The following is a 25,215-nucleotide window of genomic DNA, read 5'->3' on the forward strand; positions in this document are numbered from 1 at the left end:
ATCTATAAATATTTTGCTCCAACAGAGCAAACGGATGTCAATTATCTGAATAGACAAAGGGGCTGACTCAAAAATGAGTCAGCCCCTTTGTTTTATATCATTTAAAATATTTCTTAAAAGGAACTATTACCGTTTCTATCTCAAACTGCTCCAAGGGAGCGAAATACCTTTTTGAGACCACCAAACTGTTATTTTATATTTCAACAATAACCTTACGAGAACATTATATTGCAGACGCCAAAACAAAAGCAATCTGTCTCAATTTGGAACAGCTTTTTATTTCTTTAAACATCAAACCTTTGTAACTTTGAACCTCTGAACCTTTGAACCTAGAAAAAATGGACGAAACTCCAAAACGATTTGACCGAATTATCGCCATCCTCATCCAATTACAATCCAAAAAAATTGTAAAAGCGCAGGAATTGGCTGATCGTTTTGATTGTAGTTTACGAACAATCTATCGAGACATTCGAACGCTGGAAGCTTCGGGGGTTCCTATTTACAGTGAAGCGGGAGTTGGTTATGCTTTGATGGATGGTTACAGATTGCCTCCCGTTATGTTCACACGCGAAGAAGTAAGCAGTTTTATAGCAGCCGAAAAACTCATGCAGAAATTTACAGATCCCTCTCTTGGAGCACATTATGCATCGGCCATGTATAAACTAAAATCTGTTTTAAGAAGTACCGATAAAGACTGGCTCTCCAATATCGAATCGCGGGTTATAATGAACACTGCCGAACCGATGTTTAATGATAATTCGCCAAATACTTTGGCACTTCTGTTTGAAGGTATTGCAGAGAAAAAACAGCTTTTACTTTCGTACAAAACCTACGAAACCGATACGGCTACGCAAAGAAATATAGAACCTGTGGGGGTTTTTCACGATAATAACAATTGGTATTTTTTAGGATACTGCCATTTACGACAAGATTATCGTCAGTTTAGAGCAGACAGAATTCAGGGTATTCGAAAAACAGATGCTGATTTTACGATCGAACACGATGCTTTAGAAACTTATATCAAGAAAACAGAAACTTGTCCAACAACAAAAGTCCGAATTTTAGTTGATAAAAAAATCGCCCGTTATCTGGGTACCGAAAAAAAGTACCACGGATTCATTTCAGAAAAAGAAGTAGACGGAAAAATAGAAATGACTTTTATGTCACGAGATATCGAAAACTCATTCCCGCGATGGTTTCTAATGTATGGAGATTACGCTACGATTCTGGAACCTGAAATACTCAAGGCCAAAACACTGGAATTATTGGAAATCAACCGTAAAAGACTGCTATAAAAAAACTCCTAAAGGTGAAGTTCATCTTTAGGAGTTTTTCAAATCTAGTGTTTCTCTTTTACCACATTGTAAAAATTATAATCGGTGTTAGAAGCGTCAGTAATACCAACATTTCTTCCAATAGTTACAATCTGTCCTCGGTGGTACGTTCCGTGATTCACCACCTGCAGCAAGTAGTCGCTTACAGGCTGTTCGCACTGAAACCATGGATTTTCAATTTTGATTGTTTTCAATAACTGTTCGTCTGATAATGATGTGATAAATGCAGCTAATTTTGTGGAGGTATTCAATAAACCTTCAAATATTTCATCCTTATTTAAATCAACAGCTTCCCTTCTTTCCGGCTGTGGAATTTCGGCTATTATTGAAAACCAATATTCTTCGGTTTCCCAAATATGATTTAGCGTTTTAATAATGCTTGGATAGCTTGAAAGAACTTCTTTATGCAGCAATTCATCGGTTTTTGCCGAAAGCCAATTCACAAATTGTTGATTTACCCATAAATTATAAGCGGCATAATTGGTCATAATTTTTTTAAAACTCATACTGTTCGATTTATATTAGAATAAAATTTATTAAATACTTCCGATTGCAATTATCTTTCCCAGAAAAACGGAGGTTCGATATTTAAAGCTCTTAAATACACATAACCTTGTCCACGGTGATGCACTTCGTTATCAATAAAATACAATACATTCTGAATTATAGGAAATTCGTATTGCCCAAACAGATTAAAGGTTTCACTAAAATCTTCGATCGACAATTGTTTCCAATATTCGTTAATTTCGGCTGTCGCTTCATCCCATTTTTCCAGATACTGCGCTTTAAAAATCAATTTTTCAGATGCTTCGGTGTAAGGTTTGATTTCTTTATTAACGATTCCTTTTAATGCCGGAGCTGCGATAGCCAAAAGCTCGTCAGTCAACTGAGCGAAAGTTCGCATTCCTCCAATTGAAAATTCAAAAAAATCTTTCTCCGGAAATTTTTCAATAAGGTTACGTGTAAGCTTACGGTGTCCTTGCCAGTGTATCAATAAATCTTCAGGAGTAATTACTTGGGCTGCTAATGTTTTCATAGTTTTAAAGTTTTAATTATTTGATACTTCAAAAGTATTGAGGGTCGGTGACAACAGTTTGTCAGCAGGAAAATAAAATTTTAAAAATATTTTCTTTTCTAACAGCAGGACGTACAAATTTATTACATTTTACTCAGATTCAATAACATAAATCACTGACAAACAAACACTAAACAACAAAACAACAAATTTGCTCAGTAAAAACACAGATGAAGTAGTTTCTTCCCTTTTGAATTTATCTAATTTTAAGGAGGAAAGAATCCTATCGAAAATAAACGGAATCGATTTTTCCGGTAAAGCTCTTCATAATGAAAAAGTAATGCAGACGACAATCCAAAAAATTAAACAAAACCTTTGTACCTTTGCCCCTTACAAACTTTGGAACTTAAAAGAAAATGATCGAAGATAAAAATCCGCAACGTACCAGTATAGCACAATTAGGCGAGTTTGGCCTAATTGACCATTTAACCAAAAATTTTGATGTCACTCAGGAATCTACCCTGAAAAGTATAGGCGATGATGCCGCTGTTCTTGATTTTAAGGACAAAAAAGTAGTGGTCTCTACTGATTTATTAATTGAGGGAGTGCATTTTGATCTGGCGTATATGCCTTTAAAACATTTAGGTTACAAATCGGTTGTTGTTAACCTGTCCGACATTTGTGCGATGAATGCAAAACCAACGCAAATAACGGTTTCTGTGGCAGTTTCTAACCGTTTCCCATTAGAAGCCTTAGAAGAATTATTTGAAGGTATTACACATGCTGCAAAAGAGTACAAAGTAGATGTTATTGGTGGCGATACTACCTCATCGCAAAAAGGACTAATTATTAGCATCACCGCAATTGGTGAAGCTAACGAAGAAGAAATTGTTTACCGAAATGGTGCTCAAAAAACCGACTTACTTGTTGTTACCGGAGATATTGGAGCTGCTTATATGGGATTGCAGGTATTGGAGCGTGAAAAACAGGTTTTTCAGGTGAATCCTAACAGCCAGCCGGATCTGGATATGTACAGTTATTTGATCGAGCGCCAGTTAAAACCAGAGGCCCGAAAAGATGTTCGTACCTTATTGCATGCACTTGAAATTAAACCTACAGCGATGATTGATATTTCAGACGGATTATCTTCTGAAATCATGCATCTCTGCAAACAATCGAAGGTGGGTTGTAATTTATATGAGGACAAGCTTCCTCTGGACCCTCAGTTTATCTCGACCTGTGAAGAATTCAATATCGATAGTACAACAGTGGCTATAAATGGTGGTGAAGATTATGAATTGCTCTTTACCATCGACATTAATGATTTTGACAAGATAAAAGGCAACCCAAACTTCTCGATTATTGGCCACATGGCCGATGAAAGCGAAGGAGTTCACCTCGTAACACGTGCCAATACAAAAATTGCACTGAAAGCCCGTGGCTGGGATGCTCTGACGGAGTAGTTTTTTTAGTCGCAGTTTTCAGTTTTCAGTCGCAATTTTCAGTAAAATACTGACTAAGAACTGAAAACTGAAAACTGAAAACTGAGACTGAAAGCTCAAAAAAGCCCTTTACATTTCGCTTCTTTAACCAGGTCCTCATCAAAACCGCTTCTCACTTTAAGCAGTTCTTTAAGACCCGCTTTGCGTTTTTCGATTTCATTAACCGAAATTGGAATGTATTGCGGCATGTCGGCTAAAGAAGTTCCTTTTGACAAATGAAATAAAATTTGCTTGTCAAACTCATCAATTTCAATAGAATTATGAGCAGATTGATTGAGTATCTTTTGAACGGACTGGCTGTAATATTTATCACTTTTCATTACTTTATCAAATGCAAAAAGCAATTCATCAAAAGTGAGATCATTTTTGATAATTAAACCATTGGGACTAATGGTTCTGATGATTGTTTTAATTTTCAGTAATTCAGTATACATTGTTAACAGAATTATTTTGCATTTTGGCATTTTCTTCAGAAGTAATTTCGCCAGATCTTCACCCGAAAAAATATTCTTTTCTTCGTATGGAGGCATGCTGATATCTAAAAAAGCAACGTCAAATTCAGGAGTCTGAGCATCTTCAATTAAATCATACCCTGATTTACAGTCGTGGGCCTGCAAAATAAAAAACTCATACTTATTAGGATTATAACGTGTTATCGCATTCTTATATCCTTCAATAATAAAGGGGTGATCGTCAACAATTAAAATGTTTTTTCTAATTAATTGAGGAGCCTGGGGATTGGGGTCAATTGTCATGTATGCTGTAGGTTTATTTTTTGATCTATTGGGATTTTGACTATCAGAAGAGTTCCTTCTCCTTTGGCCGATTTTAAGAAAACAAAACCTTTACATTCTGTCGCTCTGTATTGAATATTATGCAAACCGATACCTTTTCTTGTTGTTTTGGTATTAAACCCGATTCCGTCATCAGAAATTGACAAAATCAAATGGTTTATTTCACTTTTAAAATCTATCGAAATTATATTTGCCTTCGCATACTTATTACAATTCTGAAGGGCTTCCTGAACAATTCTGTATAAATTAATTTTTACTGCATTTGTAACCAGTTCCCATTTAATATTAGAATCAAAAGAAGTGATTAACGCGGAATCATAGGTGTTTCTCTGATCCTCAAACAATTTGTTTAAAATCGCGATAAAATTATTAATTAATTCTGATTTCTCACGGTTTAAATCATGCGAAATCTCACGAATATCTTCTTCAATATGTTTAAGTTCCGTCAGGTATTTTTTTCTTTTGGGAGCTGCTTCAGCCTCATCTACTTTATCTAAACTATCCAAACTGATTCTCACACCAAACATTCTGCCCAACACCCCGTCATGCAAATCCTGAGCTACTTTTTTCTTTTCTTTAATACGAGTCTGCTCAATATCATTTTGCTGCGATATCATCAAATTATAGATATCTTCATTAGCAACCTGCTGCTGCTGTTTAAAAAGCAGCTCTCTGTTTCTTGCCTGTTGTGTTTTATACACATAGAAAAACAAGCCTATCAGCGTACAAATACTAAAGATGTATATTAAGGTTTTGTTTTTCTCCTGCAAACTGGAGTTCTGATCTTTTATTTCATTAGTTTCATATTCGATTCTGGAGAATTTTTCCCCCATATTACGTTCGGCTCTCAACATTTCATCATTCAACTTAATATATTCCCTAGAGTAAGCTGAGGCATTTTTCGGATCAACAATCGCAATTTGCTTTAATACCTGGAGTGTATTATTAATTTTATTAGTCGATCGTGATAAAAGCAAAGCCTGCCTCGAGAACTGAATTGCTTTAAAAGTATCCTTTTTAAAGGCAAAATATTCAGATAAATGAATCTTGCTGGACACAATCGCTGATTTTAATCCTAGACTATCTCTAATTTTCAGTGATCTGAAGAAATCATCCGAAAGACCGTCTAACTCTTCTAATTTAAATTTAGAGTATGCCAGATTATCCAGCAGCATTGCGTACAAAATGGTATTTTCTTTAAATAAATTTTCCTCTTTCAGACCTTTTTCAAAAAATCTTTTGGCATCCCGGTAATTACGCATATTGATGTAAACAAAACCAATATTATTTAATGATGCCGCTTTTAACTGAAGCTCCAGGGGAATAGATTTATCATTAAGATTTAGTAATGCCTTATTATGAAAACTTAATGCCTTACCATATTCTTCTTTATCATTGTACAAGATCCCTAATAAGTTATAACATTCATAAAACTGATCGTTAGCATTCTTCTGACCTTTTAAACTGCGCAATGCCTTAAAAACAGCAATTTCGCTTTCAAAAAAATCTCCTTCGTTGTATTGCAGACTAGCTTTACTTAAATAAGTTTTAGCCAGATTATAGTGATCATTAATTGCTAAATATAATTTTTCGGCATGATAAAAATTCATAAAGGCACTGTCAGAAACCGATTTTGAAACATAATAGTCGCCTAAGTAAGTATAAGCCTTGGCAATATTGGCAGAATCCTTAGTCTCTTTTGATCTCTTCAGAATTAGTTCAGTCGTTTGAAGGTACGATTTCCAATCGCTCATATTATAATAACGATTGGCTATTTTAAACAAATTGACTTTATTGACAGAATCGTCTTTTTGCTTTATGATTATTGCAAATGCTTTCTTATTATACTTTTGTTTCAGATCATACGTTAAATCAACATCATTTGCCAAAGATAAAAACGTAGGGAGACTATCAATTGGAGAAGATTCATCTTCATCTTCATGAGTTTTGCCGGTGCATCCCAATAGAATAAGAGATAAAAAAAGTAATATAGATAAAGTTTTTTTCAATGTCTTTTTTGAATTTTATCAAAAATACTAAAACTAAAGACATAAAAAAAGGCTGTCAGAATTTGACAGCCTTTCAATTTTATTTTGAATGAATTTAATCCATTTTCTTAACAACACCTATAGCTTGTCTGTCCTGACGAAATCCTTCAGATTGGTTTAAATTATGTAGTGTATTTACGTTATCCTGTTTTCTTTTTCCACGACCTGTAAACTGGTCATCAATAGTATTCGTAGAGAATTTAGCGATTGAATCTGATGGAGAAATTCTTTGTGGAGTTGCAAACGAAGTTGCTATCATTACTGTAGAAAATAATACGATTTTTAAAGCTGTCTTTTTCATGATCTGAGGGTATTAAATGTTTGTTTTTTTTAGTTTTAAAAATCATCGCTATGCGCGAATCATGGTGTAAAACTAAGGACACATTTAAAAAAAATAATACGAAAAAAAAGGTTTATGGTAAATCGTATCCAATTGATAGTCAATGAGGGGCAAATCAATGTAGTTGTATAATTTTTACACTTCTAAATAATTTCCTATAGCGAAATCAGCAATAATTAAGTCAACATTTGATTTATATGTTTTTGAAAAGGGAATCTTTTTAGAGGAATTCCTGATATAACAAGTCGAGTTCCCGTTATGGATTCTTGCAATATAATTTTGATTGATGATGTAACTGTTATGAATCCTAATAAAAGGATGCGACAATACGCCTTCAAAATGCTTTAAGGTTTTAAAAGCAGTTATCATTTCACCTGAATTCAAATAAATATCGGTCGAATTATTATCTGCCTGAAAGTAACTAATATCATTGGAATTGATGTAGCGATAATCTCCATAGGATTTCACACATAATACAAGGGGCTGCTCAGCACTTTTTGCCGGTTCAGCAAACAGTTCACTCAATGGCGTACTGTCTTCCTCAATGGTTTCAGAATCATCTGCAGGAAAAGCTTTTTCGAGTTTCAGAATAGTCTTCATCAAGTCAATCCGTAGAACTGGTTTTAAGATATAATCAAAAACACCATGCTGAATGGCCTCAAAAGCAAGCTCTTTTTTTGTTGTGGTGATGATAATCTTAGGAATAAGCGACAAGAACCGATAAAGTTCATTTATAAAAGCAAGTGACAAATTACTCGATCCGTCTTTCGGATCTATTTCTAACAAAATGAGATGTGGACGGTGCTCTAAAACCAAATTCAATCCCGATTGATAATTCGCAGCCGATCCCGCAAAAGTAAGTTCTGAAAAACCTTCTGCAATTGTTCTGGTTTTCAAAATACTTTCCACATCATCGTCAATAATAATATACGAATACTTTTTCAATCTTATTTTTATTGATTTTTCATGAACCCCCGACAAACTTTTATTTCATCGATCCTTTTGAAAGGCTCCTGTTTCGCCATTTATTCGCAATTAAAAATACAAATTTCAATTATTCTGCTATTTCATTGTTGATATATTACAAACAAATGTTAACACAAAAGGATGAAATGCAAAAATAATCGCCAAAATACACTTTTTGGTATTAAAAAAACCCAAACTCCTTAAAGGAATTTGGGCTTTTATATATAAATGTCATAAATATTACATTTTCATCAACCAGTTTTTCATTGAAACCTCGTTCTCGATTATGTCTTTTAATTCAGAGATTTTAACGCGATCTTGTTTCATAGTATCTCTGTGACGGATAGTTACGGTTTCGTCTTCGATCGTTTGATGATCTACAGTAATACAAAATGGTGTTCCAAGTGCATCCTGTCTTCTGTATCGACGACCTACTGCATCTTTTTCATCGTACGCTACGTTGAAATCCCATTTTAAATCTTCGATGATTTTTTTAGAAATTTCAGGTAGTCCGTCTTTTTTAACCAAAGGCAATACAGCTGCTTTTGTTGGAGCTAAAACAGCCGGCAATTTCAATACGGTTCTTGTTGATCCGTCTTCTAAAACTTCTTCTTGCAATGAAGTTGCAAAAACAGCCAGGAACATACGATCTAAACCTACAGAAGTTTCAACTACATATGGCACATAGTTTTCATTCAACTCAGGATCAAAATATTGCAATTTTCTACCTGAATATTCTTCGTGCGCTTTTAAATCAAAATCTGTACGAGAGTGAATTCCCTCTAATTCTTTAAATCCGAATGGGAAGTTAAACTCGATATCTGCAGCAGCATTAGCATAGTGTGCTAACTTTTCATGATCATGAAAACGATAGTTTTGCTCTCCTAAGCCTAAAGACAGATGCCAATTTAAACGAGTAGTTTTCCAGTGTTCGTACCATTTCATTTCTTCACCCGGACGTACAAAAAACTGCATTTCCATTTGTTCAAATTCACGCATACGGAAAATAAACTGTCTTGCTACAATTTCATTTCTAAACGCTTTACCCGTTTGAGCAATTCCAAAAGGAACTTTCATACGACCCGATTTTTGTACGTTAAGGAAATTTACAAAAATACCCTGAGCCGTTTCGGGACGTAAATATAAATCCATTGCAGACTCTGCAGAAGCTCCTAACTTCGTTCCGAACATTAAATTAAACTGTTTCACATCCGTCCAGTTTCTGGAACCTGTTTCAGGATCAGCAATTTCTAATTCTTCGATTAGTGCTTTTACGTCTTCTAAATCTCCATTTCCTAAAGAACGTCCTAAGCGCTCTCTAATTTCTTTTTCTTTAGCCAGATATTCAATTACACGGGCATTTGTCGTAACAAATTCCTGCTCATTAAAAGCATCTCCAAAACGAGCACTCGCTTTTTCAATTTCTTTTTTAGCTTTCAGATTAAGTTTTTCTGCATAATCTTCTACCAAAACATCGGCTCTGTATCTTTTCTTTGAATCTTTATTGTCAATTAATGGGTCATTAAATGCATCAACGTGGCCTGAAGCTTTCCAGGTTGTCGGGTGCATTAATATTGCAGCATCTAAGCCGACAATATTCTCATTCATCTGAACCATTGATTTCCACCAATATTCACGAATATTCTTTTTTAACTCGACGCCATTTTGTGCATAATCATACACTGCACTTAATCCATCGTATACTTCGCTTGACGGAAAAATAAATCCGTACTCTTTTGCGTGCGAAACCACATTCTTAAATAAATCTTCTTGTTTTGCCATAGTGATGCAAAAATATAAAAAGTACTTTTAAAAAAAAGAAAAATAATAAAGTTTGAAACAATGATTTGGTTATTTTTGTAACTAAATTCTTTCTATTTGTGTTTAATTATCTCATCAACCTCTTTTTCCCTAAAGTTTGTGTCGGATGTCACACCCTTTTACTTAGTGGTGAAACTATTTTGTGCACTCGTTGTCGCCACGAATTACCTCTTACTCAATATCATTTAACCCAAAAAAACGAGGCTGTGAAGAAATTTTATGGAAGAATCGACATCCAGCATGCATCTGCATTTTTACATTTCAATAAAAAAGGAGTTGTTCAGGAACTGATCCATAATCTCAAATACAAAGGTCATGAAGAAATCGGGACTTTTCTGGGTAATTGGTATGCCGAAGATTTAAAAGAATTAAGTTTAAAAATTCCTTTTGATGTAATCATTCCAGTACCACTGCATCCCAAAAAACTAAAAAAACGAGGTTACAATCAGGTTACTACTTTTGGCACCACTTTATCTAAAAACCTGGCAATTCCTTTTGATCCGGGCTTATTGTACCGAAAAAAATATTCAAAAACCCAATCTAAAAAAAATCTTTTAGGAAGATCTGAAAACATCGAAAACATCTTTGACGTTAAATTTTCGAATGAAAATCACAACAAACATTTTTTAATCGTTGACGATGTATTGACTACGGGCGCTACACTTGAGGCTTGTTCCAGAGCTTTACAAAAAATTCCCGGAGCCAAAATCAGCATTGTCTGTATGGCAATGGCAAATTCATAAGATAAGATTCCAATCAAAAAAAATCCAAATTCCAACAACTGCAGTTATTGAAATTTGGATTTTATTTTAAAACTTATCTTTTCTCTAGTATAGAACTATTTTCTTAACCGTTCTGCGCTCCCCCTCTATTACAGTCACCAGATACATCCCTGCTGTAGCTCCTGCTAATTGAATATTTTGATTAAAATAAGGCGTTTTATCAAAAGAGTTAAAATACACCTGCCTGCCAAGAATATCATGTACATAAATCTGAACTCTATTGATGGAATCACTACTAAACTGAATGGTAAAATTTCCTCTGTTCGGATTTGGGTATAAAGTAAACGCTACATTTTCAATATCAATCTCTCCTAAAACAAACGTTTTATTGCAAATATTCAATGAAGCTGAATTTATAGTTCCAAAATTACCCGTAACTGCATCGCGAACTCTAAAACTCCAGGTTCCTTTAGGATCCTGACCGTTAAACACACTCAATAAATCAATTGGAACAACAATCTGACTTGTAGTTTTAGAACAATCTAAAGCAACTCCGGCATCGTCAAACTGAAGAGCCAAAGTAGAATTTATTCCGCCACAACTGTTACGATCATATAAATTAACCACTGTACCCTGCGGATTTACTATTTGCAATTCGAAATCTGAAAGCTTATCATGTGTTACATTAACCAAAACATTTACATCGGAAATCGTTCCGGTTGATGCCGGAACATTTACCGTTTTAGAAGTGAAAGAATTTCCGGGAGGAATAGCAAAAGCATTCCCGAAACTATAAGAATCACAAGTTGTCGTCGAAGTATACCCCACTGCAAACGACTTACTATTTAAAGCATAATAAATATTTGCTGTTGGCTCAATCTTAAGTCTGCAATTTGTTGAAGCAGTTACACTGGTCGGAATCTGAACGGTTTGCGAACCGTCATTCGGTGTGTTTGAGGCTAAAATTATTGGAAATGTCAAACCTCCATCTGTTGATAGCTTGATATTTACTGCCGAAGATCCCTGTAATGTATTGGTATTATTCACTGCCCATGTTATCGTTTGGTTTGAACCTATTGGCCAGCTAACGTCATCTGTATTTTGCGAAGTAACGGTAAATGGTCCGGCATTAGTTACGACCGTTGCAATCATTGTATCAGTGTTCGTCTGTGCAACTGCCGATGCTCCATTATCTCTTGCTGTCAGGGTAAAATGCAATGTTCTTGCAACAGAAGAAACCGACTCCCAAGTTGTGGTCAACTTGTTCAAAAGTACTGTATTCAACTCGGGCATATAACGAACAAGTGAACTCCCCGGACGTACAGACCTAAATAGAGGCCCATTGGGTTTTTCAGGATAAGCCGTACTATTACTGTTTCCAGTTGATGAATCTGACGCACTATCAAATTGCTCCCAGGTATAGGTCACACCAGCAACGGCTGAGCCAATACCAGTTAAAATAAACGGTGTACTAATAGGAATTGTATAATCCGCACCAGCATCAACTACCGGAGGATTATTTGCTATGGATGTACTAACGGGACAGTTCTTTCCGGACAACCTATTCTGGATTTGCAGAATACTGGCGTAAGCAAAATAATCGTCTGAATGATTTTGAACATCATACCCCTTAGACACTCCTGCGTAGCCCATTATAGTTGATCCGCTTCCCGGTTCAACATTTAGGCCTGTTCTTTCTGATGCATCAAAAGAAAAAGTATGATATCCTCCAAACTGATGTCCCATTTCATGAGCAACAAAATCAATATCAAAGTTGTCTCCCTCCGGTTTCTGATCTGCCGGTGATGTATAGGCACTTCCCTTCCCCATTGCATCAGACGGTGTCGGACTATCGCATACGCAGCCAATACAGCCCGCATTTCCTCCTCCTCCGGACGCCCCAAACAAATGTCCTATATCATAATTAGCTTCTCCAATTACACTTGTTAAAGTGCTTTGAACTTCTTTACTCCAATAATCATTACCATCTGAAGGATCTTTAGAGGTTCCTCTGTCTGGGTTAGAATAAGGATCTGTTAATCCATTTGTATAAATTACAGCATCATTATTGGCAATTAAAACCACTCTTACAGCAAGATCTTTATTAAAAACAGCATTTACTCGTGCTAGAGTAGCATTCATCCCTGCCAATGCACCTGCTTTTGTACCTCCAAAATAAGCGGTGTACTCACCTGTACAAGACAATGCCAGCCTAAAGGTTTTGAAAACTTTATTGTTTGCTGCCGATTTTGCCGTAGAAGAAGTACTTTTATTTTCTGGTACATCTGTTGTTTTACAAGTCAAACGCGATTTTGAAGCTGTATCATTTTTAGTAAACAAAACATAGGACGATTTATCTTCCTGATTTTGCTCGATGTATTCTGATGGTTTATCTGTACGAAGCACCATAGTCTGAACCCCAATTGGTGCTACACTAAAATAAATCTTCGCCGTCTTGTCGTCTAAACCGCGTCCTTCATAGGCTCTGATTTCCGGATATTTTGCCTGTAACTCAGGCTCAAAATTGGAAGATTCCCAAACAGAAAAACGTTCCAGTACACCTCCCGAATTGGGGAATGTAATTTCTGTCGAAGTATTTTTCGCTGTTTTAGCTGTAGTAGCAATTAGTTTTGCTTTCAGAAAATCCGAATTCAGCTTATAATACAATCGCCCCGGCTCAGAAGTAATCCCTCTCTTGCTTAGCGAAACAGCATCAACTTTCTGCCACAAGCCATCGTTTTGGGCATACATACTTGCGCTACAAAAAATAAAAAATAAAAAAAGTAGGTTTTTTTTCATATTCTAAATATAAAAGTATATCAAAATTACGCGAATTAAATCAAAATCTTACACTTATTAGAGACAATTATACAGTTTTAAATTTATAGACTACTCCATTTTCACAAAAACTAACGGTTTGAGGGTAAAAAATCAATTACGCTAAGCATTAAATTTAAAATAGAATAGTATAAATTTGCACCATCTTAAATTATTTGTTTTGAAGCTCTTTCATTCTATAAACGATTTTCAGTCAACCAAGAAAACAATTTTAACTCTTGGAACTTTTGACGGTGTACATATTGGACATAAAAAAATTCTGGAACGCATTACCCAAAACACTGAAAACGGAAAGTATGAAAGTTTAGTGCTTACCTTTTTTCCTCATCCAAGAATGGTACTGCAGGAAAAATCGGAAATAAAACTTTTAAATACCATCACTGAAAAGTCAAAGCTCCTGGAAGCAACCGGAATCGAAAATCTGGTCATTCATCCTTTTAACGAAAGTTTCTCCAGACTAACTGCAGAAGAGTTTGTACATTCTATTCTGGTAGATCAGTTTCATATTCAGAAAATAATTATTGGTCATGATCATCGCTTTGGCAGAAACAGAACGGCTAATATTGATGATTTAATCGCTTTCGGTCATGAATACGGTTTTGAAGTTGAGCAAATCTCCGCTCAGGAAATTCAGGACGTTTCTGTAAGCTCAACCAAAATAAGAAAAGCACTCAACGAAGGAAATATGTCTTTGGCAAATGATTATCTGGGCTATAACTACTTTTTATCCGGTGAAGTTGTTCAGGGAAAACAATTGGGAAGGACTATTGGTTTTCCAACGGCTAACATCGAAATCAATGATGAATATAAACTGATTCCTAAAGCCGGCGTATACGTTGTAAAAGTTTTGATCGACCAAAAAGAAGTTTCCGGAATGATGAACATTGGTTTTAATCCAACTGTTAACGGGCAAAAACAAACCATCGAAGTGAATCTTTTTGATTTTGATGCAGATATTTATGGTAAAAAGATTCAGGTTTCGTTATTACAATACCTGAGGGACGAACAAAAATTCGGCTCCGTCGATTTGTTAAAAGAACAATTGCATCTGGACAGAAAAAATGCTCTCGCATTTTTAAATAAAATTTAGGATAGCATTAAATCATTCTAAGACATAGAAAACAGCCTTTTATAAACTTAAAAAGGTGTTTCACTGGTTAAAAAACACATAATAAAAAATGTAAAAGAAAGTCTTTTCTTCTCATCCTACCATTTCTAAGCATTAATACCTAATGTTTCTATGTGTTACTATAAAAACTCATCGTTTCTTTTTACGATGGTATGATCGGACATACTTTTTACCCTTTTTAAATCATCGTAGTTATTTTTTTAGTAAATTTGATATAGAACTCTGTTTATCAAATATTTGCTATTAACTTCTTTAAAAATAACCATTATGAAATTACCTAAAGAAATTACCAACGGTTTTCTGATTTTCCTTGGAATTGGAATTTACTTTTTATTGATGAACGTATTAGGTTTGGCTCATTTATTCTATCTGCGAACCCTAAATGTCTTTTTTATATTTTACGGTGTAAATAAAACCATGAGAATGAATCTTCATGAAGGTGAAACTAATTTTGTATCCAATGCAGTCTCGGCAATGGCTACCTCTGTAGTGGGTGTGGCGCTAAGTGTATTTGGACTGTTAGTTTACAGTTATGCGCGAGGCGGAGATGCTTATGTAAAAACACTTTCGGAAACTTTTATGTTTGGCGGAAATCCTTCGGTACCAACTTATTGCATCTGCTTACTCTTTGAAGGAATTGCCTCGTCAGTAATCGTTACATTGATGATGATGCTGTACTGGAATAACAAATATGCAGCCGATTAATTTTTCAAAATAAATCAAACTAAATAGCACTCTAAAATCATAAAATATTAAAATTATATGATTTTAGAGTGTTTCTTTTTTGAAAATAGCTGTCAAATATTCATTTACAGGATTGGGCATTGGTTGATTGGAACTATTTAACTACTTTTGGAGCATCAAAAAACTGCATCAATGAGCATTACAAAACACAATTGGACAAAAGACGAAATAATTGCCATATATAATAAACCTATGATGGACTTGCTGTATGAAGCAGCAACAATTCACAGGCAAAAACATGATCCTAACGTAGTTCAGGTGTCTACTTTACTTTCAATCAAAACCGGAGGTTGTCCGGAAGACTGCGGGTATTGCCCACAAGCTGCACGTTATAACACGGGTGTTGAAGGAAACGACTTAATGAGTGTTAGCCAGGTTAAAGCACAGGCTTTACGCGCAAAATCCAGTGGATCATCACGTGTATGTATGGGAGCTGCCTGGAGAAATGTAAAAGATGGTGAAGAATTCGACCAGGTTTTAGAGATGGTTCGTACCATTAACAAACTTGACATGGAGGTTTGCTGTACCTTAGGTATGATTACCGAAAATCAGGCGCAGCGTTTGGCTGAGGCAGGTTTATATGCTTACAACCACAATTTAGATACTTCTGAAGAATATTATAAAGATGTTATTTCAACCCGTGGTTTCGAAGACCGTTTGCAAACTATCGAAAATGTTCGTAAAACGAATGTTACGGTTTGCAGTGGAGGAATCATTGGAATGGGAGAAAGTATCGAAGACAGAGCCGGAATGCTTGTAGCGCTTTCTACTTTAAACCCTCAACCGGAATCTGTGCCAATTAATGCGCTGGTAGCTGTTGAAGGAACCCCGATGGAAGAAGAAAAGCCGGTTGAAATCTGGGAAATGATCCGTATGGTTGCGACAACAAGAATTGTAATGCCCGATACACAGGTTCGTTTATCAGCAGGAAGGACTAACATGAGCCGTGAAGGACAGGCAATGTGCTTTTTTGCAGGTGCCAATTCTATTTTTGCAGGTGATAAACTGCTTACGACACCAAACCCTGATGTTCATGAAGACATGAAAATGTTTGAAATGTTAGGATTGAATCCGCAAAAACCATTTACAAAAGTTTCACAACCTAAAACAGTTGAGGCAGCTGATTCTCAGTTTGTTCCTCTAGGAGAAAAACCAAAATGGTCAAGACCGGGACACACTATTGAAAGAAATCTTGAAGCTACGGCCAAATCAAAAATTTAAGAAAAAGAGTTCATAAATCTCGATAAATATTTCTAAATTGCTTATAACATGTGTTATAAGCAATTTTTTTATTTAATAGAGATGAAATTAAAACAAATCGAAAGGGTAAAAAAAATCTCAAAGGCTGATTTTATTTCCCAGTATGTGAAAAATCAAATTCCTGTAGTTGTCGAAGAATTGACCGAAGACTGGCCAGCTTATCACAAATGGAAATTATCCTATATCAACGAAATTGCCGGAAACATTATCGTTCCTCTATACGATGACAGACCTGTAAATCATGAAGATGGTTTTAACGAAGCTCATACGACTATGAAAATGAGTGATTACATTCATCTTCTGGAATCAAAACCAACTAACTACCGCATTTTTCTTTATAATCTGATGAAAGAAGTTCCGCTATTAAAAGAGGACTTTTTATGGCCGGATATTGGTTTGAATTTGGTCAAACAAATGCCAATGCTGTTTTTTGGCGGAGAAAATGCGCGGGTGTTCATGCATTACGACATTGACTACTCCAATATTTTACATTTTCATTTTCATGGAGAAAAACAGTGCATGCTTTTTGCCCCCGATCAGTCCAAATACATGTACAAGATACCACATGCCTTAATTTCAAGAGAAGACATTGATTTTGATAACCCTGACTATGAAAAATTTCCTGCCCTAAAAAATACACAGGGATTTATCACCAATTTAAAACATGGCGAAATGCTGTACATGCCCGAAGGATACTGGCATTACATGAAATATTTAACCCCGGGGTTTTCGATGAGTCTGAGAGCTTTTCCTAAAAACATTACAAACCTCTCAAAAGCCTTTTACAATGTTTTTATTATGCGTTATTTTGATATCATGATGCGTAAATTCAAAGGTCAAAAATGGATTGATTATAAGAATGAAAAAGCAATCCGGAATACCAATGAAAATCTGCAAAAAAGCCCTTAGCAACGTTCTTTTTTTCCTAAAACACTACTTTTTTAGTTCCTGTAACATCATTTTCCAAAATCACTTTTACCAGTACCATCTGATTACCTGATGCTAAATTTTGTATTTGAAACTCGTTATTCCCAATTTTACTTTTGCTGAAAAGCAGTTTCCCCGACACATCATATACAAAAACGTCTTTAAGCTGTTCTTTTTTTGATGACACATTTATTATTCTATTTTTAACAGAAACATCAACAGCGTTATTTCTGTTTTCAAAATCGTCGGTCCCTAATGTTTTTCCGGTATAACGCAACACTAATCGGTCTGAGAAGGTTCCAACTGCGGTTGTAAAAGTATAATTGCTCTGTTTTAAATTATGAACTTCTCCAGTTGTTTTATCTTCGATATAAATAGCCTGTTCACTCATACTATCATCTACCTCATCAATTGAAATAGTAAAATCACCCGCGATTGTCGTACGATATCCTAAGGGAACAATGTCAGTATCTGCAAAAGGTAAAGCTCTACCCTGAATGACATAATTGTTTCCGTTTGCTACACTGTAAAAATCAAGATAAGGATTCGCATTAAAACTAATTCCGTCATAATTACTATCATACTCATTAGTCGCCCCCTCTATATATCCTACCAGCAATTGTTTAAAAGCTCCTGACGTATTGGTCATGTTTAACCAGATACGTTTTTTGACCAAAGTAGTTTCCTTTGATGTGCTTTCAGCTTTAAAAAACTGATTGTTATTGGCACCACCTAATCGCATTGAATTGTTAAACTGTACTTTTCCTGCTGCTACGGTAGTCACAAAAAAGGATTGTCCGGCTGCTATTTTACCTGTTGGTTTAATTCCGTTATCATTTGCCGGAATGTCACTATGTAGCGGATCTGATTTTGCTGAAACCCCTCCACTTAAATTATAAGAAGCATAATCATCGGTTGTGTACTGATTTGTATAGGTTAGTTGTACAGGCGTATTATGCGTCCAAAAATAGATTGTTCCGCCCAGTAGACTATTAGCACTTAAAAGGGCATCGGCATTTAAAGCAGATGGATAAGGATTCCCTACTAAATAACTTTTTCCCGAACTCAACGATTCTCCTTCCAGATTTCCATTGTTCGGAACCCCTGAAAAAATTCCGGTAAAAGCTACTTTAACCGTATTGGAATAGGACTCCGGGCCACGAATAATATAACCTTTGCCCACTACCATATTAGTTGTTCTATCGGTAACGACCCATTGTGTCCCATCAAAACCAAAATACTTTGTTACTGCTGTTCCGGACGAAAGATCGATTAATCTTTGTGGATTTACCGGAGTGGACCAATATAAATAATCCTTTTTTAGAATTCCCGGGCTTGTTCTCTCGTACGAAATATTTCCAGAATTAACTGCACTATTCACCTGAACCAGACTTGAACTGGTTTTAAAAGTCAAAGCCGTTCCCGCTCCCGAATCCACAATTAGTGCATTCTTAACTGTTAAAGTATTTGAACTATTTATGGTTACTTTTTTTCCGGCATTTATCGTACAGCCACAACTATTCACATCTCCGGACGAAGAAAAATCATCTGCAAAAACAACATTCTGGCTTGTTGTTGGCGTTCCTAGCGACCATCCTCCTGCAATTGTATAGGTATTCGTTGCTAAAGCATTTACGACAATACCCGACAATGACGCAGAAGCACAGCTGCCCGGATATTGTACCGTAAAATTGTAAGTACCAGGAGCCAGTCCTGCAACTGTATATTTAGTCCAATCGGCACCTATTCCTCCCGAATAAGTATTGAAGAACGTACCGGTTTGAGTAATCGTATAATCGTTTCTGTTTGGCAAATTCTTTAAAACCACCGTTCCGGTCAGAACATCACAGGTAGGCTGAACCACCGGATCATTAAGTGGTGTGCCTGGCTGAGTAGTCGTCGTTATATTTTGTACTGTTGCGGTACCAGTAGCACTGGTTCCACAACCATTCTTTGATCTGAGTCTGTAATAATAGGTTGTACTTGCAGTCAGTCCGGTCACTGAATAGGTCGTTACATTTCCTATATCAAGAGCATTATAACCTGAGACAGTACTTGCAAAATTACTGACAAGTGATACATCTAATAAGTAACTCACGGCATTAACCTCCGCACTCCAATTTGCCGTAAATGAAGTACACAAAGTATTAGTGGCGGCCTGCAATACAACATTCCCAGGAGAAACAGCAGGTTTGTAAGTTATTGTATTCGAATAAGCACTCAAACAGGTACCACTAAATGCTCGAACTCTGTAATAATACGTAGTCACATTGCTTAAACCTGTAATATTTACCGTTAAAACATTTCCAACATTCAAACCATTATAGGTTCCAACAAAACTTCCGAAATTAATATCTGTCGAAAGATCCAATGTGTAATAAGTTGATCCCGAAACAGATTGCCAATTTGCTGTAATCTGGGTACAGGTTGCTCCGGTTCCTGCTAGAGCAACAGGGGCTGTCCCGGATGATGTTACATTTACTGAAGCAGTATTATTTGCACTGATGGTTGAAGCACAATTATCGGCAGCATTGCCACTTGTTCCGGAAGTTAAAGATGTAACTGTTAAACTTTTACTTCCTAAAGCTGAAAATCCGGGAGCTGTAAAAGTACCGGTTCCACTTGTACTTACAGTCATACTTACCGGTGTCTGAGTTACTCCGTCTACCTGATAAGCAACGCTATATGCTCCTACTGGTAAACTACCATTTAGGGTTATTGTTGATGATGTTCCGGTACAAATATTTACGGTCGAGGCTGATATACTTGTTAGGCTATAAGTTGGACAGGTATAAACAATCACAACTTTTCCGGTTCCTCCGGCTCCCCCTGTTGAAGCGGAACCTAAAAGTGCCGATTTTCCACCGCTCCCACCACCTCCGGGCTGAGTTCCGGGATTACCATTACTATTAGCTAATAAACCTGTAATACTCGCACCTCCTGCCCCTCCAACATCAGCGCCACTGGTACCTCCGGCTCCTCCGGCTCCGGTTACAGCGGGTAAAAGTGTCTCACCGGCTCCACCGGTTACTCCGTCGACTTTAGTAGCTCCTGTAGATCCGGAAGCTAATCCTCCAGCACCTCCCGCCGGATTGGTAACTGTACCATTATTGACAGCTCCACCATTTCCTGCCAATGCAATTAAATAACCGGTAATCGATGAATTATCACCAGCACCTCCATTACCTGACAAAGCTCCTGCACCACCTTTACCAACAGTAATCGATAAGGTCGTTTGAATAGACATATTCATAGAATAGGTACCCCCTGCAAAAGCACCTCCTCCTCCTCCGCCAGCGGCTCTTTGTAAAGTCAGACCCGGAACAGTTGAGCCACCACCGGCTCCACCGCCTCCCCAGGCACTCATAGTTACTGATGATACACCTGCAGGAACATAAAAACTGCTTGTTCCAACACTTGAAAAAGAGACTGTTTTAGTCTGTGCATAAAAAAATAAAGGCAATGCAAATAACTGAAGTGTAAGTAAATATTTTCTCATCGTGGTATTTTTTAATATTTAAAAACAGAACTTCTCAATCAGACAAAAATCTGATTGAAGTAATTTCTAAATACCTCAAAAAATAAAACGCCGAAACAGGATAGACTAATCCTGATAGTACAAGTGAAATGTTGAAGTGAAGAGTACTTTTTGTTTCATTTAATCGGGGCATTTAAATTAGCAATCAGTATTTTAGGCAGGTAAAGAGTATAGACACTCTATTTTATAAGCTTCAATAAGAAATGATAAAAATTAACTTAACAGGCTTTTAAGTTTTTGAATCGTAAAGCAGCAACAAGGTACGATTTTATTTACATTCAAACTAAATATTTTTGATTTAATTGTGAGAATTTAACACTTATAACTTTTTCAACAGGATTAAAAACAGCATTTTACCAGTAAACATGGCGGTTTATACTCTGAATATTTTTAGAATGATAAAAAAGATTATTCCTTTAAGACAGACATTTAAAGTAAAATTTTCCTTGTCACTATTTTCCTGTTTCCAAGTATAACTTTTACAATTAAAATCTGATGGCTTAAATTGAATTTTGGAAGTTGAAATTCTAAGATTTCAAGATTTTCTTTTCGATACATTTGTTTTCCTAAAATATCAAAAACGGTTATTTGACTGATTAATTCCTGAGTTGAGATTACTTTAATAATTCTATCCTCTACTGAAATGAGTACCTCCGGATTTTTCTCCGGAAAATCTTTAATCGTTAAAGTTTCATTAGTAAAGAGCAATACAAATCGCTCATTAAAAGTTCCTGCATCACTCGAAAACAAATAAGCACCCTGCTTCAAATTGTGTATCTTTTTTATTTTTTTATCTACTAAAAAAACATTCTCTTTTTTTAAATACTCATCCTCATGATCGATACTAAGATTAAATTTTCCTGCAATAGCAGTTTCATAACCAAGTGTTATCGAATCGTTTTCAATAAAAGGCAATGCTCTTCCCTGAATTACCAATTTTTTATTTTCAATCCTACTATAAAAATTAACAAACGGGTTACCATTCAGTGATTCTGCATCATAATCTGTATCGTATTGATTTGTAGCTCCATCGCTATAACCAATCAGGATTTGTTTAAAACTTCCTTCACTATTATCAAAATTTAGCCAAATACGATGTCTTTCAATTGTGTTCTTAAATACTGTCATAGTATTTCTATCTGGCTGTTTGAAGAATCTTGCATTTCTACCTACAACCCGCATACTATTCATAAACTCTATTGTCTCTGAACCTTTACTATTGGTAAAGAATGCCTGTCCCGTGGCGATCGTCCCGTCGGGAACTGTTTCATTAATTCCGGATGTTTCGGATTTTCTTGTTCCTACACCGCCGAGTAAATTATAAACTGCATAATCATCTGAAGTATATTTGTACTTGGTAATTGGTGTATTATGCGTCCAGAAATAAAGTGTGCCTTTGATTTTTGATTTGTTTGCCAATAAAAAAGCATCTCCATCAAGGGCAGAGGGATACGGATTACCTATTAAATTAAAAGTATCAGCTACGCCAGACTTAATCTCAATTTTACCATTGTTAGGAATTCCTTTAAAAACTGCTTCGAATTTTAAAGGCACGGTTTCAGAATAATCTTGCGGCCCCTGAATGATATATCCTTTTCCGACAGACATATAATTTACAGGATTTTCTTTTTTCCAATTTCTGTCATCATAATTGTATGAATAAAATTTTTCCAAATGTGATTTAGGAGATAGATCTATTAATTTTTGCAGGTCTATCGGCGAAGACCAATACGTATAATCCGATTTTCGTATAGGCGTTGAATTTCTTTTTAAATAAACGATACCAGTATTCACTACATCATCATCAGACTGATAGAAACTAGCCGAATCTTCCAGTACTAATATCCCTTTACCTGTATATGAAAATTCTACTCCCAAAGTGTTACCGCTCAAAAGTATAACCTGTTTTCCTTCATCAATAAAACAACTACATATATTTACAGAAGTGAGGTTTTCATAATTTCCTCTAAACTCTACTGCTTTTGCCACTGACGGAAAACCATTTGACCAACTTTTACCATCCCAAACTGTCCCGTCTAAACAAAGTTTGATTCTGGCAATCCTGTGTTTTGAAATCCCCGATATGGAGTTGAAGCTTCCTCCAATAATCAACTTATGATCTACAGTAAAACCCATTGTAAAGAGACTGTTATTAAGCTCACTTTTAAATGAAATATCATATTCTCCCGATTTTTGCAAACGTATTAACCGTAAAGCAGTATTGGTTTTATAAGTCCCGGAAAAAGTTCCTCCCACCAAAATACAATCGTCCGGCTGAATTAAAATACTGCGAACTTCGCCTTTATCAAAGCCTACTCCACTATCAAAAAAAGAATCCAGACTCCCATCTGTGTTCAAACGAGCAATCCTTTTTTGCGGAATTCCATTATAACTTAAAAATGACCCTCCCACAATTATCTTCTGATCGGCCTGGAGTCCAATTGCATAGACATTTTTATCAAAACCTGTCCCTGCACTAAAATCAGAATCAATACTTCCTGTAGAATTAAGACGAATTAATCTATGGGATGACTTTCCATTAAAACTATCAAATCGCCCTCCTACCAAGATTTTTCCATCAGACTGAACTATTATTGTTTCAATAATTCCATCAGCACCACCGCCAGTATCAAAACTAAGATCTCGTAAACCGCTTTGTGACAACCTAATTATTCTTCCAACGGGTACCCCATTATAACTTGTAAAATTTCCTGCTACAATTATTTTCTCATCGGGTTGAATTGCAATGCTGTAAACCTGACCGTTAAATCCTGAGCCTACATTAAATGTATTATCTATTGCTCCATCCGGCAAAACCCTAATGATTCTATTGAAAGCAGTTCCATTATACTTTGTAAAATTTCCACCAAGAATAATCCTTCCGTCCAATTGTAAGACACCTGATTTTATCACATTATTTGCCCCTAATTGTCCGGAATTAAAAGTTGTATCATAGGATCCGTCTGCCAGGACCCGAACTATTCTTGAACTAAAGTTTCCATTAAACTTTTGAAAATTTCCCAGTACGACTGTACTTTTATCTAATAAGGACAGTACTTTTAAAACTGAATCATCAAAACCAACTCCCGTTGATAAATATGCTTCTTCGCGTTCTCCGTCCTTGCTAATTTTTACTAATCTTCCCTGATTCTGATTATCAAAAACGGAAAATGAGCCACCAACATACCAGAAGTTTTCACTGTCATTCGCTAATGTCAAAATTGATCCCGATCCCGGACCTGAATCAACATCAAAATTTGTTTGAAGACTTCCATTTGAATTCAACAAACAAATTCGGTTGACTGCCACCCCATTATAAAAACCTGTAAATGAACCTCCGACCATAATATTACCGGACAAATCGTTTTTAATAATCTGGACTGCATCCCCACTAAAACCGGTTCCGGTTACAAAGCTATTATCTATAGTGCCGTCCTGATTCAATCTTACTATTCTATTTGCAATCGATCCGTTATAACTTGTAAATTTCCCTCCCACAATAATTTTCCCATCAGATTGGACAACAACTGCATTCACATCTTCATTAAAACCGGAACCTGTATTAAAACCAGTATCAACTTTACCATTTGGTAATAAACAAACCATTCTATTGGCCGTAATTGTATTAAAATTTAAAAAATTACCCGTTAGTAAAATTCTACCATCGGACATAACATTTGCATTTATAATATTTGCAGAAGACCCGGAACCTGTATTAAAAGAAGAATCTAAACTGCCATCGGACAAAATACAGGCAACCCTGTTTACGGTAATATTATTATATTTAGTAAAACTTCCGGTTATAATTATTCTTCCATCACGATACAGACAAATGTTATAAATAATACCCGTATTAACAGCTATCGTAGTATCGAATGCTGCGTCATAAGAACCGTCAATATTTAATCTGATCAGTCTTCCACAACTGATTCCATTAAAAGAGGTAAAACTACCGCCTACAATTATTTTTCCATCTGGCTGAATACAGCTCGTATAAATTTTTCCATTGAAACCTGTCCCTGTGTCCCAGGTTTCATCGATACTACCATCTAGATTTAAACGGGTTAAATATTGGCACTTAGTTCCATTGAGGTTTAAATAATCACCTCCGACCAAAAGCTTATGATCGGACTGTAAAGATACCGTTCGTACTACATTGTCAAAACCATCTCCCTTTTTCCCATTATCATCTGTATTAAAAGAAATATCCACCTTGCCTTGTTGAGCGCAAAGTGCC

17 protein-coding genes are annotated in these 25,215 nt (G+C 35.9%); 7 read left to right on the forward strand and 10 right to left on the reverse strand.

Annotated features, from left to right (window positions below):
* Nucleotides 1-338: 338 nt before the first annotated feature.
* The gene (locus B0A80_RS18680) at nt 339-1,295 is read left to right on the forward strand and encodes a helix-turn-helix transcriptional regulator (RefSeq protein WP_089078286.1); all 957 of its coding nucleotides are present in this window, start codon (nt 339-341) and stop codon (nt 1,293-1,295) included.
* A gap of 44 nt (nt 1,296-1,339) precedes the next feature.
* Here the strand turns inward: B0A80_RS18680 and B0A80_RS18685 are convergent, their stop codons facing one another.
* Nucleotides 1,340-1,840 (reverse strand): DinB family protein, encoded by a 501-nt coding sequence (locus tag B0A80_RS18685; RefSeq protein ID WP_070906382.1) that lies wholly within the window; start codon nt 1,838-1,840, stop codon nt 1,340-1,342.
* 50 nt (nt 1,841-1,890) lie between these two features.
* Nucleotides 1,891-2,370: a DinB family protein gene (locus B0A80_RS18690; RefSeq protein ID WP_017497400.1), complete on the reverse strand. Its 480-nt coding sequence runs from the start codon at nt 2,368-2,370 to the stop codon at nt 1,891-1,893.
* A gap of 395 nt (nt 2,371-2,765) precedes the next feature.
* Between B0A80_RS18690 and thiL the strand changes: the two genes are divergently transcribed.
* Nucleotides 2,766-3,812 carry a thiamine-phosphate kinase gene (thiL, locus tag B0A80_RS18700; protein ID WP_017497397.1) on the forward strand — a complete coding sequence of 349 codons (1,047 nt, stop codon included), beginning with the start codon at nt 2,766-2,768 and terminating at the stop codon, nt 3,810-3,812.
* Between the two features lie 95 nt (nt 3,813-3,907).
* Here thiL and B0A80_RS18705 read toward each other — a convergent pair whose 3' ends face one another.
* From B0A80_RS18705 to B0A80_RS18725, 5 genes are all read right to left on the reverse strand, one after another.
* Nucleotides 3,908-4,606 carry a response regulator gene (locus tag B0A80_RS18705; RefSeq protein ID WP_089078287.1) on the reverse strand — a complete coding sequence of 233 codons (699 nt, stop codon included), beginning with the start codon at nt 4,604-4,606 and terminating at the stop codon, nt 3,908-3,910.
* Entirely contained in the window at nt 4,603-6,654 is a 2,052-nt protein-coding gene (locus tag B0A80_RS18710; RefSeq protein ID WP_089078288.1) for a tetratricopeptide repeat-containing sensor histidine kinase, read from the reverse strand. Before B0A80_RS18710 ends, B0A80_RS18705 begins: the two co-directional genes overlap by 4 nt.
* 94 nt (nt 6,655-6,748) lie before the next feature.
* Nucleotides 6,749-6,994, reverse strand: a complete 246-nt coding sequence (locus tag B0A80_RS18715) for a hypothetical protein (protein ID WP_070906377.1) — start codon at nt 6,992-6,994, stop codon at nt 6,749-6,751.
* A gap of 174 nt (nt 6,995-7,168) precedes the next feature.
* Entirely contained in the window at nt 7,169-7,978 is an 810-nt protein-coding gene (locus B0A80_RS18720; protein WP_089078289.1) for a LytR/AlgR family response regulator transcription factor, read from the reverse strand.
* A gap of 261 nt (nt 7,979-8,239) precedes the next feature.
* Nucleotides 8,240-9,781 carry a glycine--tRNA ligase gene (locus B0A80_RS18725; RefSeq protein ID WP_070906375.1) on the reverse strand — a complete coding sequence of 514 codons (1,542 nt, stop codon included), beginning with the start codon at nt 9,779-9,781 and terminating at the stop codon, nt 8,240-8,242.
* Between the two features lie 245 nt (nt 9,782-10,026).
* Here B0A80_RS18725 and B0A80_RS18730 point away from each other — a divergent pair, with 245 nt between their 5' ends.
* The gene (locus tag B0A80_RS18730) at nt 10,027-10,563 is read left to right on the forward strand and encodes a ComF family protein (RefSeq protein WP_083342475.1); all 537 of its coding nucleotides are present in this window, start codon (nt 10,027-10,029) and stop codon (nt 10,561-10,563) included.
* Nucleotides 10,564-10,647: 84 nt separating this feature from the next.
* On the opposite strand, the gene B0A80_RS18735 is transcribed toward B0A80_RS18730, so the two are convergent.
* Nucleotides 10,648-13,341, reverse strand: a complete 2,694-nt coding sequence (locus B0A80_RS18735; protein ID WP_165769286.1) for a zinc-dependent metalloprotease — start codon at nt 13,339-13,341, stop codon at nt 10,648-10,650.
* 199 nt (nt 13,342-13,540) lie between these two features.
* On the opposite strand from B0A80_RS18735, the gene B0A80_RS18740 reads away from it, so the two are divergent.
* From B0A80_RS18740 to B0A80_RS18755, 4 genes are all read left to right on the forward strand, one after another.
* Nucleotides 13,541-14,470 carry a bifunctional riboflavin kinase/FAD synthetase gene (locus B0A80_RS18740; protein ID WP_089078290.1) on the forward strand — a complete coding sequence of 310 codons (930 nt, stop codon included), beginning with the start codon at nt 13,541-13,543 and terminating at the stop codon, nt 14,468-14,470.
* Nucleotides 14,471-14,776: 306 nt separating this feature from the next.
* Nucleotides 14,777-15,214 carry a hypothetical protein gene (locus B0A80_RS18745; RefSeq protein WP_017497388.1) on the forward strand — a complete coding sequence of 146 codons (438 nt, stop codon included), beginning with the start codon at nt 14,777-14,779 and terminating at the stop codon, nt 15,212-15,214.
* 171 nt (nt 15,215-15,385) lie between these two features.
* On the forward strand, nt 15,386-16,474 hold the full coding sequence (gene bioB / locus B0A80_RS18750) for a biotin synthase BioB (protein WP_017497387.1): 1,089 nt from the start codon (nt 15,386-15,388) through the stop codon (nt 16,472-16,474).
* 81 nt (nt 16,475-16,555) lie between these two features.
* The gene (locus B0A80_RS18755; protein WP_089078291.1) at nt 16,556-17,422 is read left to right on the forward strand and encodes a cupin-like domain-containing protein; all 867 of its coding nucleotides are present in this window, start codon (nt 16,556-16,558) and stop codon (nt 17,420-17,422) included.
* Between the two features lie 16 nt (nt 17,423-17,438).
* Here B0A80_RS18755 and B0A80_RS18760 read toward each other — a convergent pair whose 3' ends face one another.
* Both B0A80_RS18760 and B0A80_RS18765 read right to left on the reverse strand, forming a co-directional pair.
* Nucleotides 17,439-20,939, reverse strand: a complete 3,501-nt coding sequence (locus tag B0A80_RS18760; RefSeq protein WP_089078292.1) for a T9SS sorting signal type C domain-containing protein — start codon at nt 20,937-20,939, stop codon at nt 17,439-17,441.
* A gap of 468 nt (nt 20,940-21,407) precedes the next feature.
* Nucleotides 21,408-25,190, reverse strand: a complete 3,783-nt coding sequence (locus tag B0A80_RS18765) for a T9SS sorting signal type C domain-containing protein (protein ID WP_089078293.1) — start codon at nt 25,188-25,190, stop codon at nt 21,408-21,410.
* Nucleotides 25,191-25,215: the final 25 nt, after the last annotated feature.

It is taken from the genome of Flavobacterium tructae (genome assembly GCF_002217475.1).
Lineage (GTDB): Bacteria > Bacteroidota > Bacteroidia > Flavobacteriales > Flavobacteriaceae > Flavobacterium > Flavobacterium tructae.